The 15,241-nt window shown below is 56.8% G+C and carries 14 protein-coding genes and 2 pseudogenes; 8 read left to right on the top strand and 8 right to left on the bottom strand.

Features of this window, described 5'->3' with window-relative positions; all coding sequences use genetic code 11:
• Positions 1–140: 140 nt before the first annotated feature.
• From H0A72_RS21615 to H0A72_RS21600, 4 genes and pseudogenes are all read left to right on the top strand, one after another.
• Positions 141–1,283: pseudogene (locus H0A72_RS21615) on the top strand (LTA synthase family protein); the annotation flags it as partial.
• A 123-nt stretch (positions 1,284–1,406) separates the two neighbouring features.
• Positions 1,407–1,835 carry a GtrA family protein gene (locus H0A72_RS21610; protein ID WP_180158584.1) on the top strand — a complete coding sequence of 143 codons (429 nt, stop codon included), beginning with the start codon at positions 1,407–1,409 and terminating at the stop codon, positions 1,833–1,835.
• Positions 1,819–2,862: a glycosyltransferase family 2 protein gene (locus H0A72_RS21605; RefSeq protein WP_180158583.1), complete on the top strand. Its 1,044-nt coding sequence runs from the start codon at positions 1,819–1,821 to the stop codon at positions 2,860–2,862. Before H0A72_RS21610 ends, H0A72_RS21605 begins: the two co-directional genes overlap by 17 nt.
• The gene (locus H0A72_RS21600) at positions 2,849–4,393 is read left to right on the top strand and encodes an ArnT family glycosyltransferase (RefSeq protein WP_180158582.1); all 1,545 of its coding nucleotides are present in this window, start codon (positions 2,849–2,851) and stop codon (positions 4,391–4,393) included. The genes H0A72_RS21605 and H0A72_RS21600 overlap by 14 nt, the downstream gene beginning before the upstream one ends.
• 201 nt (positions 4,394–4,594) lie before the next feature.
• Here H0A72_RS21600 and H0A72_RS21595 read toward each other — a convergent pair whose 3' ends face one another.
• The 6 genes from H0A72_RS21595 to chrA all read right to left on the bottom strand — a co-directional run bounded on the left by H0A72_RS21595 (position 4,595) and on the right by chrA (position 9,145).
• Complete coding sequence (locus tag H0A72_RS21595; RefSeq protein WP_180158581.1) at positions 4,595–5,881, bottom strand: arsenite/antimonite efflux transporter; 1,287 nt, start codon at positions 5,879–5,881, stop codon at positions 4,595–4,597.
• A gap of 77 nt (positions 5,882–5,958) precedes the next feature.
• Positions 5,959–6,444, bottom strand: coding sequence for an arsenate reductase ArsC (locus tag H0A72_RS21590; RefSeq protein ID WP_180158580.1), 486 nt, complete (start codon positions 6,442–6,444; stop codon positions 5,959–5,961).
• Entirely contained in the window at positions 6,441–6,935 is a 495-nt protein-coding gene (locus H0A72_RS21585) for an arsenate reductase ArsC (protein WP_180158579.1), read from the bottom strand. The genes H0A72_RS21590 and H0A72_RS21585 overlap by 4 nt, the downstream gene beginning before the upstream one ends.
• Positions 6,936–6,989: 54 nt before the next feature.
• Positions 6,990–7,331: an ArsR/SmtB family transcription factor gene (locus H0A72_RS21580; protein WP_180158578.1), complete on the bottom strand. Its 342-nt coding sequence runs from the start codon at positions 7,329–7,331 to the stop codon at positions 6,990–6,992.
• 292 nt (positions 7,332–7,623) lie between these two features.
• The gene (locus tag H0A72_RS21575) at positions 7,624–7,929 is read right to left on the bottom strand and encodes a PadR family transcriptional regulator (RefSeq protein WP_180158577.1); all 306 of its coding nucleotides are present in this window, start codon (positions 7,927–7,929) and stop codon (positions 7,624–7,626) included.
• A gap of 10 nt (positions 7,930–7,939) precedes the next feature.
• Positions 7,940–9,145, bottom strand: coding sequence for a chromate efflux transporter (gene chrA / locus H0A72_RS21570; RefSeq protein WP_180158576.1), 1,206 nt, complete (start codon positions 9,143–9,145; stop codon positions 7,940–7,942).
• Positions 9,146–9,306: 161 nt separating this feature from the next.
• Here chrA and arsH point away from each other — a divergent pair.
• Both arsH and H0A72_RS21560 read left to right on the top strand, forming a co-directional pair.
• Positions 9,307–9,844: pseudogene (gene arsH / locus H0A72_RS21565) on the top strand (arsenical resistance protein ArsH); the annotation flags it as partial.
• 501 nt (positions 9,845–10,345) lie between these two features.
• The gene (locus H0A72_RS21560) at positions 10,346–10,873 is read left to right on the top strand and encodes a JAB domain-containing protein (protein ID WP_180158575.1); all 528 of its coding nucleotides are present in this window, start codon (positions 10,346–10,348) and stop codon (positions 10,871–10,873) included.
• A gap of 11 nt (positions 10,874–10,884) precedes the next feature.
• Here H0A72_RS21560 and H0A72_RS21555 read toward each other — a convergent pair whose 3' ends face one another.
• The gene (locus H0A72_RS21555) at positions 10,885–11,427 is read right to left on the bottom strand and encodes a GFA family protein (RefSeq protein WP_180158574.1); all 543 of its coding nucleotides are present in this window, start codon (positions 11,425–11,427) and stop codon (positions 10,885–10,887) included.
• Between the two features lie 714 nt (positions 11,428–12,141).
• Between H0A72_RS21555 and H0A72_RS21550 the strand changes: the two genes are divergently transcribed.
• Both H0A72_RS21550 and ssb read left to right on the top strand, forming a co-directional pair.
• Positions 12,142–12,951 (top strand): DUF3560 domain-containing protein, encoded by an 810-nt coding sequence (locus H0A72_RS21550; RefSeq protein WP_180158573.1) that lies wholly within the window; start codon positions 12,142–12,144, stop codon positions 12,949–12,951.
• 65 nt (positions 12,952–13,016) lie between these two features.
• Positions 13,017–13,475 carry a single-stranded DNA-binding protein gene (gene ssb / locus H0A72_RS21545; RefSeq protein ID WP_180158572.1) on the top strand — a complete coding sequence of 153 codons (459 nt, stop codon included), beginning with the start codon at positions 13,017–13,019 and terminating at the stop codon, positions 13,473–13,475.
• Between the two features lie 116 nt (positions 13,476–13,591).
• Here ssb and H0A72_RS21540 read toward each other — a convergent pair whose 3' ends face one another.
• A complete protein-coding gene (locus tag H0A72_RS21540; protein WP_180158571.1) occupies positions 13,592–14,266 on the bottom strand; it encodes an SOS response-associated peptidase in 675 nt (224 codons plus the stop codon).
• Positions 14,267–15,241: the final 975 nt, after the last annotated feature.

Raw genomic sequence — 15,241 nt, 5'->3', positions numbered from 1 at the left:
GAGATCCGGCCGCATTCGAGCCTGAATTACCAAACCCCACACGAGTTTGTGGGAAACCTGACCAACGAATTAACATCCGAGGCCAGAATCTCTAGTCCTTACTGGTAGGAAATTCCCGGACAGGTCATGCCGGCATCACCCCAATGAGCACTGAAATACCCACTCTTCATCGTCACGAGCCGACTTGCAAGAGGGCGAAGCCGCTCAATATTGTGATCATAGTGGAAGAGAGCCTGGGGGCGCAGTACGTGAGCATCCTCGGTGGCGCTGATCTGGCGCCGAATATCGACAGGCTATCAGGACAGGGTTGGAATTTTACCCGAACCTACGCAACTGGAACGAGATCAGTGCGGGGCCTCGAGGCTATTGTTGCGGGATTTCCGCCGACTATTTCAGACGCTGTGCTGCGCCTATCTGGCGCGCAACGTAATTTTTTCACCTTGGCGCAGTTGCTTAAGCAGCATGGCTACCGCTCTCGATTCATCTACGGAGGCGAAGCCCACTTTGATAACATGAAAGGCTTTTTCCTCGGAAACGGTTTTGACGAACTTCACGATATCCATACCTTCGAGGCCCCTAACTTTGTTGGGACATGGGGAGCCTCTGACGAAGATATGTTCAACAAGCTCGACACGCTATTGAGAAGCGCGCCGGAACATCCTACATTCACCCTGGCATTTACGGTGAGCAATCACTCGCCATGGGAGTATCCCGCCGGGCGTATCGCGGTAGATGGTGATCCGGCCACCACAGAGAATACGGTCCGGTACGCTGACTGGGCTTTGGGGCAGTTTTTTGAAACGGCCAAATCCTCGTCGTATTGGCAGGATACCGTGTTTCTCGTGGTAGCTGACCACGACTCGAGGGTGCACGGCGCCAATCTCGTCCCGTTGCGGCATTTTCACATTCCGGCTCTCATCCTGGGCGCGGACATTCAGCCTCGACATGACGATCGGGTAATTAGCCAAATCGATCTGCCCACTACCTTGCTATCCCTAGCTGGAATTCAGGGGGATCATCCCATGATTGGACACGATCTCACGCAGGAGGGCGGCGGGCGGGCAATGATGCAGTACGGGGATAATTACGGGTATCTGAAAGGGGGCTCTTTATTGGTTCTCCAGCCGCATCGATCACCCACCCAGTATCGTTATGCGGCCCCGGATGCGTATACGCAAGAGGGCGTGGATCCTTATCTATTGAAGGAATCGCTGAGCCATGTTTTATGGCCGTCCTGGGTATATAAAAATAACTATTACACCCTGCCGGAACTGCAGAAATAAGGTCGGGTCTCTTTTGATAGATTCTTGATCTTTGGTTGACGAATTATTGTCGTTGGAACTCGTATTCTAGCCCTGTTGCTTTACTACAAGCCGGGCTAAGCGTTGTTATCTATTCCAGACCTTTTGCACTCCAGAACCCATCTTTTGAAGCATGGCCAGGCGTTCGTGTCGACCCATGGCAGGCAGGTTGTGCGGTTTTTGGTATTCGGCGGTGCGTCCACGGCCATCCATTGGGCTGTGATGTGGTCGCTTGTCACTATAGGCTTGACTCCGATTGTAGCCACCTCAATGGGGGCGGTGGTCGGTTCCGTCTTCAACTACGCCTTTCAGTTTTTTTGGACTTTCGATGGCGTGGGTCGCCATGACAAGGCGATCCCTATTTACGTATGCACGGTGGCACTGGCATGGGTCGCCAATGCCGGCTTTTACTACGTGCTGACGTCATTCACCGAAATGGGCGTTGCGGTCGCCCAAGTTTCCACGACTATCGCCGTTGCAGCGATGAATTTCATTTTTTACAAAAGGATCGTGTTCCATGAACGCGTTGGTTAAGAAGTGGCCGCCTGAACCCCCCGGGGGCCCGACTGAGCTGTCAGTTGTAATTCCTATGTACAACGAGCATGAAGTTATTCCGGCCATGTATGAGCGGATCACTACTGTGCTGGCTCGTTTAAACGCGCCTTACGAGCTGGTTCTGGTGGACGACGGCAGCCGGGATGGTACGCCCAACGTAATTAAGGCGCTCGCTGAAAAGGACAAGGCAATAACCGCGGTTTTCCTCAGTCGAAATTTCGGAAAAGAAGCGGCGCTTACGGCGGGCCTGGCGCATGCCGCTGGCGCTGCGGTCGTCATAATGGATGCCGATCTGCAAGATCCGCCCGAGCTCATTCCGCAGATGATGCAGGAATGGAAGAAGGGCGCAGACGTCGTTTGCATGCGTCGCCGGTCTCGCAGAGGCGAATCCTGGTTCAAGCGCCGTAGTGCGCACCATTTTTACCGACTTCTTAACGCCATCAGTGATGTCGAGATACCGCCCGATACCGGAGACTTTCGGCTGTTAAGCCGCAAGGCGGTCTATGCTTTGCAGCAGCTGAATGAACGCAACCGGTATATGAAAGGACTGTTTGCCTGGATTGGTCTTCCAACAGCGATCATCGAGTACGACCGTCTGCCGCGTGTTGCGGGCGTGACGAAATGGGATTACTTGAGCCTGTTCAACCTGGCATTCCAGGGAATTACTTCTTTTTCTGTCGCCCCGCTGAGAGTTGCGACGGCCGGTGGAGTGATTACAGCGTTTCTAGGCCTTCTGTTTGCGCTGTGGATTGTGGCCAAAGCGCTGGTGTTGGGGGATCCAGTGCAAGGCTACCCCTCGCTTATTGCGATGATCACGATCCTCGGCGGTGTACAGCTGTTGTCAATCGGGCTGGTTGGGGAGTATGTCGGGAAAACATATTCCGAGACCAAACAACGTCCAGTTTATATCGTCCGCGATGTCATGCGTCATGGCAGGGCGGCGGGTGAGAATGCCGGTCGGGTCGACGGGATAGCGGAGCAAGAGAGCTATCATGCAGCAGCGTAGTAACGCAGTAGCTTGGCTAACGCTGGTGATAGTCCTTTCGCTGCCGCTAGTGTCCATGGAGCTTGTCCCGTTTTATGACACTAGCGAACCTCGCTATGCGGAGATTGCCAGAGTCATGGCGCAAAGCGAGGATTGGATCACTCCGTGGTTTGACGTCGATGTCCCGTTTTGGGGCAAGCCTCCGCTGTCCTTCTGGGCACAGGCCCTCTCAATGAAGGTACTGGGCGTCACTGAATTTGCTGGGCGTTTTCCGTCGTGGCTATGCCTCATCCTGACCAATATCCTATTTTTGACGGGGTTCAAATCGGTGCGGGGCATTGGCGTCGCGCTCTGGGCCGCCATCATTTACAGCACCTGTACCCTCGTCTACATCAGCTCTGGTGCCGTGCTTACCGACCCGTTTCTCGCACTTGGCACCACGCTCTCGTTAGTTTCCTTTGCGAGGGTGATAGGTAGTGGCGACCGCCTTTTAGTCGGGTCACTCGACCAACAACCGGACAGGTCTGTAAATCTCCGAAATGCCGACATTCGGTGGTGGCAATATGGATTCTTCTTGGGACTGACGATCGGTCTCTTGGCGAAGGGCCCTTTGGCCGCACTCATAATCTTTGCCCCGATCACGGTATGGTGGTCGCTTACGCGAAAGACGAAATCCCATACCGCGTTGTTGCCATGGCGAAGCGGCCTGTTGCTAACGGCTCTCTTGACACTGCCCTGGTATATCGCGGCCGAAATCAAAACCCCTGGGTTTCTTGACTACTTCATCGTAGGCGAGCATTTTCGGCGGTTCTTGGATCCGGGATGGGCCGGTGATCTCTATGGGAGTGCTCATAGGACAACCTATGGAATGATATGGGTCTATTGGCTAGAGGCCTCGTTTCCTTGGGGGCTATTAGTACTGGCCGCTCTGGGGGGTGCGGTTTTTAGCCCGCGCATGCGGTCGGCTGCGCAAGCTGTCTACAGAGATCCACTATTCTTTTACTGGGTGACTGCCGCACTGTTCACCCCCGTTTTCTTTACCTTCTCTGCCAATATCCTTTGGACTTATGTGCTTCCATCGCTCGCTGGCTTTAGTATCCTGGCCGCGATGCTCGCGCAGGAAGTGAGAGCTCGATATTCGATACCCCGGGTCAAACTGTTTACAGCGGTGGCACTGGTTCCCCTGGTGGTTCTGGCAGGAAGTGTGGTGGTGTGGATTAATCCAGATCTGCGCAATACCGAACGGGAGCTCGTGCGATACGTAATGCGTCAGCCGGGTCCTTCGAGCCCTCTGTTCTATCTGTCGGAGCTGCCCTTTTCGGCCCGGTTCTATTCATCAGGACGTGCTAGGGCGATAAAAGAAGCAGAGCTTCAACAAATCGCGCAACAGGACAAAACCTTCTATTTGGCAGCTCCTAAAACGGGGCCGGAGGCTGTTTACGTTGTTGCGGGAAAGAAAATGACGCCGGTGTTTTCAAACAGGCGGTATAGCTTATTGAAGGTGTCCAAGCGTGATTCTTCATTAGTGGCCGTTCGGAGCGGCCCAAGCTGACGTCATCAGGACAGGAAGGCGATTGCAGGCGGGCCTGATAGGTTGGTCAAGTAAACCTATGAAAGAGGATAGGCGAACGTCCTGACAATGCCATACGTTTGCTTTTTCCCCACCCTCAAGACTATGCCTTGAGGTGGGGATGAAAACTTGTCTTACACCGAGACGCCACGGCGTGATGATTTGCGGTTTTTAGTTTGATATTTAGAAAGCGTTAAGTCGTACAACCAGTGCCGCCAAGGTGAAGAGCAGCACGGGAATGGTGAGCACGACCCCGACCTTGAAATAATAACCCCATGTGATCTTCACGCCTTTGCGTGCCAGCACATGTAGCCATAGAAGTGTCGCCAGACTTCCAATAGGCGTTATCTTCGGTCCGAGATCGCTGCCGATGATGTTTGCATAAATCATGGCTTCCCTGATGGAGCCCGTTGCCTGGCTTGCATCGATGGACAGCGCGCCGACCAAGACTGTCGGCATGTTATTCATGATCGAAGACAATAAGGCCGTGAGTAGGCCGGTTCCCAATGTAGCCACCCACAATCCTTGGTTCGCCATTGCATCGAGCCATCCCGCGATCATATCGGTCAGCCCAGCATTCCGCAGGCCGTAGACAACCAGATACATGCCAAGCGAAAACACCACAATCGGCCAAGGTGCCTCGCGGACGACCTTGCGGATGCTTATTACGTGACCGCGACCCGCAACCAGCAGCAGAATGGCCGCACCCGATGCAGCAAGGGCGCTGACCGGAATGCCGAAGCCTTCCAAGAGGAAGAAGCTGACTAGCAGCAGAATGAGCACATACCAGCCCGCCCGGAATGTGGCCGGGTCGCGAATAGCGTCAGCAGGTGCTTTCAGTTGGCTGGCATCGTAATTCACCGGGATACTTTTTCGAAAGTAGATCAGAAGCACCACCAAGGTCACCGCAACGGAGACGAAGTTGACCGGCACCATGACTGCAGCGTATCGCGCGAAGCTGATATCGAAGAAGTCAGCCGAGACGATGTTGACCAGATTCGACACGATGAAGGGAAGGCTTGCCGTATCCGCGATAAAGCCAGCCGCCATGACAAAAGCCAGTGTGGCCGCCGGTGTGAAACCGAGCGCGAGCAGCATGGCCATCACGATGGGCGTCAGGATGAGGGCGGCCCCGTCATTCGCGAAGAAGGCTGACACAGCTGCACCCAGCAGGATGATTAAGGCAAACAGTAACCGGCCGCGTCCGCCGCCCCAGCGTCCCACGTGCAAAGCCGCCCATTCGAAAAAGCCTGCTTCATCCAACAACAGGCTGATGATGATGATGGCAATGAAGGTGGCGGTGGCGTTCCAGACGATACCCCACACGACAGGGATGTCACCGAAGCTGACGGCGCCAAAGACCAGTGCGAGCACGGCGCCTAGCGTGGCGCTCCAGCCGATATTGAGTCCGCGTGGTTGCCAGATGACCAGCACGATGGTGAGCAGGAAGATAAGTAGTGCGACGACCACAGGGAAACCTCAATGTTTCGGGAATAGAAAAACGCCGTCGTGTGACGGCGGCGCAGCAGTATGTGTAGCTGTGCAGGCTACACAGAAGGAGTGATAGCACTGATCTGGTCGAGCGCTTTTTTCAGTTCCAAGGGATTGCTCTGCAGTTCGCTTAATGGCAAGGCGAGGAAGGCTTCAATGCGCGCTCTAAGTATGCGATAAGCCGTCTCAAAGGCCGCATCAATCTCGCTGTCTGTTCCGGTGGCATGTGCGGGGTCTTCCACGCCCCAGTGGGCGCGCATAACCTTCCCAAGATACGCCGGACACTCCTCGCCTGCCGCGCTGGCGCACACGGTGATAACGATATCGGGTTTCACCGGCAGATCATCCCAGGACTTGCTAGCGCAGCCCGCCGTTGAAATGCCTTCGCGATTTAGAATCAGGAGCGAACGTGGGTGTACTTCTCCGGTGGGCCGGCTGCCGGCGCTCACCGCCTTCCAACCGCTGGGAGCAAAATGATTGAAGGTGGCTTCGGCCAAAATCGAACGGCAGGAATTACCGGTACAGAGAAACAGGACGTTCATTTGTGGTTGGTACCTAAAGTATCGAGTTCACGTTTGATGGCGACGCGGTCGAGCGTCGTCAGCGGCAAGCTGGTAAAAATCTTGATCCGATTTGCGATCTGTCGAAAAATCTTGTCGAAACGGTCACGCTTTTCTTCGGGCGTTCCTTCGCTCGCTGAGGGGTCTTCAAACCCCCAGTGTGCCGTGATGGGTTGACCCGGCCATACGGGACACTGTTCGCCAGCTGCACTGTCGCACAGCGTAATAACGAAATCCATTTGTGGTGCATCGGCGAATTCATCCCAGCTTTTGCTGCGCACATTGTCGGTCGGCAGTTGGACTGACGTAAGAAGCTCCAGCGTCAGCGGGTTCACTTCGGTGCCGGGGTGGCTGCCAGCGCTGTATGCACGGAACCGACCATTACCCAGTTGATTGAGCAACACTTCGGCCATGATGCTGCGCGCGGAATTTCCGGTGCATAGAAACAGGGTGTTGTATGGTTTGTCTGACATGGCGAACAAATTTCCTTTGAACTGCAGCGCCAGGGTGGCGATGACCTAATAGGGTTACCCGCGATTTTGTTCGGCGGGAGAACAGACTTCCAAGTTGACCGGCAAGCATGGGTTACCGCCGCAACAGTTTTCCGTGAGATAGGCCAGAAGGGAATTCATGGCGGCATACTGCACCGAATAGGACACGAAGCGGCCTTCCTGGTGGGATGACAGCAAGCCTGCGTGGACGAGCTCTTTGAGATGAAAGGTGAGCGATGAGGGAGGTATATCGAGCAATTCTGCTAATCGCCCCGCGTGTAAGCCTGCAGGACCCGCCTGCACAAGATGACGATACGCCTCGAGCCTTTTTTCGTGAGCGATAGCCGCGAGTAGTCGCACAATGTCTTTCGTTTCCATGTTTCGATAATAGCAGAAATATCAAATACTAGGCTGTGGTGACAGGGATTTAGGTTGATATGAGCAGGCGCCATCTAGCTGCAACACCTAAGAATGACAAGGCGGTGAGAGTACCCAGCAACATTGCCCGCCCGAGGTCGCTCAGCACTATTGCTAACCCCAAGGGGGCAATGGCTTAAGCGATAAGCATGGGGGCGCGCCAATAGCGTCTGCGGCCAACGATCAAGTTGTCGTTTTCCGAAGACGGCTGCACGGACGAGTAGAAGTCAACTGCAGTACAACTATGAACACATCATTTGCCTTCAATCAGTTCGCCGAATAGCTCCTTGACCTTGGCTTTGGCATCGGTCAGCGCCACGCGGCCTTGCTCGGTGATCTCATACACCCGCCGACCCCGTCGACCGGTGCGCTCATGCCGTGAAGTGAGATAACCCTTCTTTTCCAATCCGTGCAGCATTGGATACAAGGTGCCCGCGCTGATCTCGTAACCGTGGTGTCGCAATTCCTCAATGATGCCGAGGCCGAAGATGGGTTCTTCGGCTGCGTGATGCAGGATGTGCAAACGGATCAACCCGCCGTAAAGGTCTTTGTCGGTCATGCTCGGAACCTCACAGGGTCACACTTAACAACCAGCCCGCGATACCACTGCCAACCACGACCAGCCACGGCGGCAGCTTCCAGAACATTAGGGAAACCAGCGCCACAAGAGCCAAGCCGAAGTCTTGCGGCGCATGAACCGCGCTCGTCCATACTGGTTGATAGAGGGCGGCCAGCAGCAGGCCAACCACGGCTGCATTGATGCCCAGCAACGCTGCTTGCGTGCGGGTGTTGCGGCGCAGACGTTCCCAGAACGGCAAGGCACCCACGACCAGCAGGAAGGACGGCGCGAAGATCGCCAGCATGCAGACCAAGCCACCCAACCAGCCGGAAGGTGTCTGATTCATCGAAGCGCCGAGAAACGCCGCGAAGGTGAACAGAGGACCAGGGACGGCCTGCGCGGCACCGTAGCCTGCCAGAAATGCATCATTGCTGACCCAGCCGGAAGGCACGACCTCGGCTTGCAGCAACGGCAGCACGACATGCCCGCCACCAAAGACCAGTGATCCGGCCCGGTAGAAGGCATCGACCATAGCCAGCGTCTGATTCGGGAACATGGCTGTCAACAACGGCAACCCGATCAGCAGCGCAAAGAACAGTGTCAGCCAGAACAAGCCAACGCGACGCCGCATGGCAATCGGCAACGGGTCATGCGCTGCCCCCTGCTGAGGTTTGAACAGCAACAGGCCAATGCCCCCCGCAATGGCGATGACTCCCACCTGCCCCCAAGCGGATGGCACCAAAAGCACAAAGCAGGTTGCCGCCGCCATGACGGTGATGCGTGGTGCGTCTGGACAGAGATTGCGAGCCATCCCCCATACGGCTTGCGCGACTACCGCCACGGCCACCACCTTTAATCCGTGTAGTACGCCAGCGGGCATCGCATCCCCGTAATTGGCCATCCCCAGCGCAAACAGGATCAGCGCAATCGCTGAAGGCAGCGTGAAACCCGCCCACGCAGCCAACGCCCCGGCATAGCCGGATCGGGACAGCCCAATTGCGATGCCGACCTGACTGCTGGCCGGCCCCGGCAGGAATTGGCAAAGGGCGACCAAATCCGCATAGCTGCGCTCGGTCAGCCACTGCCGCCGCGTCACAAACTCATCGTGAAAATAGCCCAAATGGGCAATCGGGCCTCCGAAAGAGGTCAGGCCCAATCGGAGAAAGATGAGAAAAACCGCCCACGGGCTGTGGTCGGACTTCGTGGTATCGGTCATGGTCGCATCTTAATTTCTGGATTCATTGGACTATAATAATCGAGTTTCGATAACGAAATACGATAAAGAAAAGGTAGGCATCATGGAACTCGTTCTGATCGGCCTTGTGGCAGTACAGCTTTGCTGACGCGGCTTTCGAGATCACACCTGTGAAGGCGGTTATCTACGACCCTTACGGTTTGCCGCAGCCTGACAGCCGGCCGACCATCCCAAAGTGGCCGAGTTACAGGAGTTGTCACAGTGGTCGGAAGGGCGGGTGTGGTGCAGCCCCAAGCGCCACGGTACGATCACCGGCATTTTCAAGAGCCAGATCGACTGGTTGCCGCTTGAAGTGGGTGCTGTCCGGCCCACGTAGGGGCGCACGCTCGCAGTTATGCAAGTAAGCGGCGGCTCGCAATCCTTCAACGCAGTGAATGCTATGAGAGTTCTGTGCCGCTGGATGCGCATGGTGACCATTCCGAACCACTCGTCGGTCGCCAAGGCGTTTCAGGAGTTCACGAGGCAGGCCGCATGAAACCATCGTCCTACTACGACAGAGTCGTGGATGTGATGGAGGAGTTAATGGAATTCACGCTGCTGGTGCGGGGCCGTGCAGATTACCTTGTTGACCGCTATAGCGAGCGTAAGGCTGCAGAAGCTGAAGCAGTGCGCCTTGCAGAGGCAGCCATGGCTCATGAAAAAGAGGCTGAGCGAACGTAAGCTGACATAGTTCAGGGTGTCTCCAGGCATGTGCTGGTTGCTGAAGCGGTCGTCCGTACGATCAGGGGTTGGGTTCGTGCCTGACCGCGTCAGCGGTTTTTTCAAAGACATCATAATTCCATAGAAAGTCAGGCCGCCGCAGCGGCAAAGGCGCTCGCCGCGCGGCCTGTGTCAGCAGTCATCTCTCCATCGGAACAGGCCACCATTACCGTGAGTGCGCCGCCTAAAACGCCGACTGTATCACTCCACTCCGCCCTGCAAGGGGTGCGCTTCGCCGGGTACTCACCCGATCCCTCCGGTTCTCTTCGTTCTCCTGCGGGCTGCGGCTTCCGTTCCCGCCCCTTTCCATTCGTCCTTCCTTGATCCAGCGCGGCAAGGCGACGAACTCACGGCAACGGTGGCACTCCGGGCCAGACGTAGTACTGCGGACACCGCAAAACCTACAGAAGGCTCGGAATCTTCGGCCCCGGTGCCAGTTAACCCCGAAAGGAGAACGCAACCATGGAAAACCAAACCGCCGCGCTGAGCTATGACAACATGAACGCGATGCCCGCCCTGTATGTACGCGGCCCCAGCGGTCGCTACAAACTGGCAAGCGATGACGAAATTCTTGCCGCTGGTCGCATGGCCGCTGAAAGCCTGGTGCCGCAGGCGCAGCCGGTCGATAACCCGACCAAGGTACGCAGGTTCTTCCAGTCCAAGCTGTCTGGCCTGGGACATGAGTGTGCAGCCTTCCTGTATCTGGACAGCGGGTTTAAGCCCATTCAGTACATAGAGCAGGGCATGGGTACGATCAATCAGGCCAGCGTTTACCCGCGCGAGATCGCGAAAACCGCATTACGGCTCAATGCCGCCGCACTCATCATGTCGCACAACCACCCTTCGGGATTTTCTGAACCGAGCACCGCCGACCTGAATCTGACACAGCATCTCAAGAAAGCGCTGGCGTTGATTGATGTACGGTTTCTGGACCATATCATCGTGACAGCAACGGAAACAATTTCCTTGGCCGAGCGTGGAGAAATGTGATGGCCTGAAAATCAGGCAGGGCGTTCCGCCCTGCCTGGGCTTGCAGCACTCCTAGAGGCTGTATCGCTGTTTTTCTTAGCGGTGCGTCTGCATGCAGACGTTCTGCTACTTGTGTCGGCGTTCGACTCATATCGAACCCAACCGGCAATCACTGAGCCGCCACTAGGGCGATCCTTGGGGTGAGTCTGCCCTTCATTAACGGGGACTTCCTCGAAGTCGAAAGGACTCATGCCTTCTATGCAGGCGACATTGATGCCGTACTCATGGGGTGAGGATCGGCGTTGATGAAAAGGATAGATGCCGCATTTTGCGCAGAAATAGTGCTTGGCCACGCCGGTATTGAACTGGTACAGCGTCAGCGCGTCTGCACCCTGGAGCACGGCGAGGCCATTCAGATTCGCAGACGCGGCCACCGCGCCGCGCAGACGGCAGGGTGAACAATTGCATCGGCGGGCGGTGCGAAGATCGTCTGTCAGCTTTACGGTGAAGCGTACCGTGCCGCAGTGACAGGCTGCCTGATGAGTGGGGCGGTTATCTGGTACCTGTTTTTCCATTGTGAGAACCTTGTGGTTTGTGCCGCACAAGTGGGCATGGACAATGGGAAGCCGGTATGTCATCAACCCGACACACCTACTTGTTCAGAGCCAAAACTTACACGGCTACGGTGATGGTTCAGTACCCCATTCTGTGCGCTGGTTTGTGTCTGGTGTCCCTCATATTGCACTGCCTTGCTTACTGGGCGTGTCCCTCCGCCTGACGGCTGCGGGCCGGGCTGTCGTGCTTCGCATCAAGCCGCCTGCGGCGTCTTGCCCCTTCGGGCTTCCATCCCTCACGTCTTCGCGCCTGTCGGCGCTGCGCGCTGTGCTTGCTCTGGGCTGTTGGCCCAAATGAGAGCCGCGCCCGGCGCGGCTGGGGGCGCTCGCCGCGCGGCTGCCGTGCGGGGTCATCGCTCGGGCGGGCCGCTGTTCCGTCTTCCGTGAGTTCCGTCGCCAAAACCGCCGACTGTATCACTGCGCTTCTCCCTACAAGGGGTTCGCTTCGCCGGGTACTCACCCGGTCCCTCCGCTTCGCTTCGGGCTGCGGCTTCCGTTCCCGCCCCTTTCCGGTCGGCGCTACATGATCCAGATCGGCACGGCGACGGAACTCACGGAAGACGGCGGCAAGACCGGAGAGCCAGCGTAAACCCCACACGGCGGATTTACGTTCCGGCTCAAGAATCTTCGGATCCGGTCAGCTGAAAACCCGAAACCTCATTTGGAGATCAGACCATGAACACCTATGAAGCGAAGCAGGCAGCACGGAAAGCAGGGTATCAGGCCAAGGCCGCACAGGTCGAACGACAGGCAGACGCGGCACACGCCCAGGCGCATGAGATGGCGCAGGCCATTCCCTTTGGTCAGCCGATTCTGGTGGGTCATCACTCCGAACGTGGCGACCGCCGCTATCGGGTGCGCATCCAGCAGGGCTATGAAAAATCCTTTGAATTGCAGAAGAAGGCCGAACACTACGCAGACAAGGCCGCAGCGGTAGGGAAAGGCGGTATTTCCAGCGATGACCCCGACGCCATCGAAAAGCTGAAGGCCAAACTGGCATCGTTGCAGGCATGGCAGGACACCATGAAGAAACTGAATGGCATTCTTCGCCGCCAAGCCAAGGCCGACCCGGAAACCCGCATCAGCGCCCTGGTAGCCACCGGCCTGGTGGATGACTCCCGCGCCCGCGACCTCATCAAGCCCGACTTTATGGGCCGCATCGGTTTCGCACCGTATCAGCTGCAGAACAACAACGCCAACATTCGCCGCATTGCCCAGCGCATCAAAGACTTGGAGAAAGTAGCCGACCGGCCCAAGTTTGAGCGCAGCGGCCCCGGCTACACCTACCGCGAGGATCCGCAGGAAAACCGTGCCATGTTCCTGTTTGACGGCAAACCCGCCAAGGAAACCCGCGACTTGCTCAAGCGCCACGGCTTCCGCTGGAGTCCCACACGAAGCGCCTGGGTGCGACAACTGACCGGCAACGCCCAATGGGCCGCGATGGATTTCATGCGCGCCCTGGAACTCGCCCAGCGACAGCAATAAGCCTTTCCACCTGGGCGAAGGGTCGCCCAGGCCTTCACTCTGACTGACATAATGGAGAAGTCACCATGGCATCATTGAACCGAGCCACTCTGATCGGCAACCTTGGCAAAGACCCCGAAGTCCGCTACACCGCAGAAGGTGCAGCCGTGTGCTCAGTGTCGATTGCCACGACTAACCAATGGAAGGACAAGGCCACAGGCGAGCGCCGCGAAGAAACCGAATGGCACCGCGTCGTTTTCTATGGCCGACTGGCTGAAATTGCAGGCGAGTATCTGCGCAAAGGCCGCACCGTATTTGTGGAAGGCCGCCTGAAAACCCGCAAATGGCAGGACGCCGACACCGGAACAGACCGCTACGCCACAGAAATCATTGCAGACCAAATGCAGATGTTGGGTGGCAGGGAAACGGCACAGGCTGACACCGCACAGCCTGCACCTGCTGCCCGCCCGAAAGGCCGCAACAGCAAGGCTAAGGCACCCGCTGCAGCGCCTGAGGAAGTCGAACCATCAGATATTCCATTCTGATCGACAGCCCACCACAGGCCGGGAACACCGGCCTGGTAAAAAAACACCACTGGCCCGGCTATGCCGGGCCTTGTCGCGTGTGGCACCGCAATCCCCGCGCTGACGCGCACGCACCATTAAATCAGGCTGGACTGCCGCGGCAGCTCTAGCGGCAGGGCATCAAACGCTGTAGGGGGCGGCAGTGTGAACAGGGCTTGCGCGTCGTCCTGGCTGCCGTTTAACCATTGATCGACATCGGCCAGTTCAATCGGAATGACCGAGCGCTTATCCTGTGCGCCGGCAGGCTTGGAAGGATCCGGCTTGTGCATCCTGTTCATTAGCAGGTGCGAGTCTGCATTCAGCGTGAGCATGGTGTAGCTTTCCACTACTTCGCCGGTTTCCCGGTTGACCCAGGTATTCCACAAACCGGCCAGCCCCCAAGGCGCACCATCGGCGCGTCGGAACCGCCACCACACATTGCTACCACTTTCCCAACAGGGTTCATCAAAGGATTCCGCTGGAATGACGCAGCGTTGCCCCCGCGCCCAGGCTTGCCGGAAGGTGGGCTTTTGCGCCAGTTCTTCAGCGCGTGCGTTATTGGTGGGATAGGGCAATTTGGCATCCTTGGCGAATGGTGGAATCAGCGCCCACTGGCCCACGGCAAGTTCACGCCCCTGATTGCCCGCACGAATAAACGGCCCCATGCCCCGGGGATGCACCTGTGGCCCCCAGAGCCTTGGCGGGTTCTGGCGTCCTACATGCCAGTAGCGTTCAACAGCCGCCTGATCGGGTGTTACGTAGCGATTGCACATAGGGAAATTCTCGCGTGTTTGCTGCGGGCGTGCAATGTTGGGTTTGCTGTTCTCTGCAGGCGGTTTGCTGTTGGGGGAGCATGTCAGAGCAGCTTGTGCTGCTGGTGCCGTGCAGTTCCCAGGCTGAGCCTGGGACCCTGTCCGGTGACGATGCCAGCCCGGTTCCCGGTCTGGCTGGGACCTTTAAGGCCTCAAATTCGCCTTCGCTCATTTGTGGCCTTAAAGGTCCCACACATGACGCACCCCTAGCGGGGTGGGGAAAGGGTTGTGTTTTCAAATGCCTAGCGGGAAAGCGTTGTGGCCTCCGATGCAGGACAAACAGGGCTGCAGAATTGCGTAAGCCGTTGATTGGAAGGAGGAAGGAAAGGCCACGGGTGTAGCCTTCCGGGGCGTAGACGGTGGAATAAATTCTTTCCGCAGTTGTGCCACTACATCTCGACGGCTGGCTTTATACACTTTCATGACTTGCTGAGGGCATGCCAGCTGCAGCATGGCTGCAACTGGCGGAACACGGAACCGAACCCGCGTCCGCTTTCAGAACCAGATAGTAACCCCTTGGCGTTCAGGGCGTGGATTCGATGATTTGGCCAACTTCACTGTTCTGAACCCAAATCGAACTCCAGCCAATCACTCGGCCGTCTGGCATGTATCCGTGTGAACGGGAAGAACATCTATGCCTTGTGCCCTTGAATTTTTTGTTGTCCGGACCAATCTCTTGTAAAGGTTTGCAAGATTTCCGCAATCTCGCACAGATGAAGGAGCGTGGAGAAGGTGCGATGAAAGCCGACCATCTATTGATCCTGACGCTCGATGAGATGGCCACCTATTTGAAGATCGGTAAGCGAACATGACCTGTCCCGGCTTTTTCGATCCAAGGTAACTTGAGACAATGGCCTCTCAGAGAGTGAGAGGCATATGAAGAAGACGCGATACAGCGACGAGCAGATAGTCCGGATCCTGCGCGAAGCCGATAGG

Source organism: Parapusillimonas granuli (assembly GCF_013416525.1).
Lineage (GTDB): Bacteria > Pseudomonadota > Gammaproteobacteria > Burkholderiales > Burkholderiaceae_B > Parapusillimonas > Parapusillimonas granuli.
This window is presented reverse-complemented; position numbering and strand designations above follow the sequence as displayed.

Excerpts from the sequence above, each read along its gene's own strand:
- H0A72_RS21560 (WP_180158575.1), top strand. The coding sequence starts at position 10,346 with ATGGAAAACCAAACCGCCGCGCTGAGCTATGACAACATGAACGCGATG.
- ssb (WP_180158572.1), top strand. The coding sequence starts at position 13,017 with ATGGCATCATTGAACCGAGCCACTCTGATCGGCAACCTTGGCAAAGAC.
- H0A72_RS21580 (WP_180158578.1), bottom strand. The coding sequence starts at position 7,331 with ATGGAAACGAAAGACATTGTGCGACTACTCGCGGCTATCGCTCACGAA.
- H0A72_RS21555 (WP_180158574.1), bottom strand. The coding sequence starts at position 11,427 with ATGGAAAAACAGGTACCAGATAACCGCCCCACTCATCAGGCAGCCTGT.
- H0A72_RS21575 (WP_180158577.1), bottom strand. The coding sequence starts at position 7,929 with ATGACCGACAAAGACCTTTACGGCGGGTTGATCCGTTTGCACATCCTG.
- chrA (WP_180158576.1), bottom strand. The coding sequence starts at position 9,145 with ATGACCGATACCACGAAGTCCGACCACAGCCCGTGGGCGGTTTTTCTC.
- H0A72_RS21600 (WP_180158582.1), top strand. The coding sequence starts at position 2,849 with ATGCAGCAGCGTAGTAACGCAGTAGCTTGGCTAACGCTGGTGATAGTC.
- H0A72_RS21550 (WP_180158573.1), top strand. The coding sequence starts at position 12,142 with ATGAACACCTATGAAGCGAAGCAGGCAGCACGGAAAGCAGGGTATCAG.
- H0A72_RS21540 (WP_180158571.1), bottom strand. The coding sequence starts at position 14,266 with ATGTGCAATCGCTACGTAACACCCGATCAGGCGGCTGTTGAACGCTAC.
- H0A72_RS21605 (WP_180158583.1), top strand. The coding sequence starts at position 1,819 with ATGAACGCGTTGGTTAAGAAGTGGCCGCCTGAACCCCCCGGGGGCCCG.
- H0A72_RS21590 (WP_180158580.1), bottom strand. The coding sequence starts at position 6,444 with ATGAACGTCCTGTTTCTCTGTACCGGTAATTCCTGCCGTTCGATTTTG.
- H0A72_RS21585 (WP_180158579.1), bottom strand. The coding sequence starts at position 6,935 with ATGTCAGACAAACCATACAACACCCTGTTTCTATGCACCGGAAATTCC.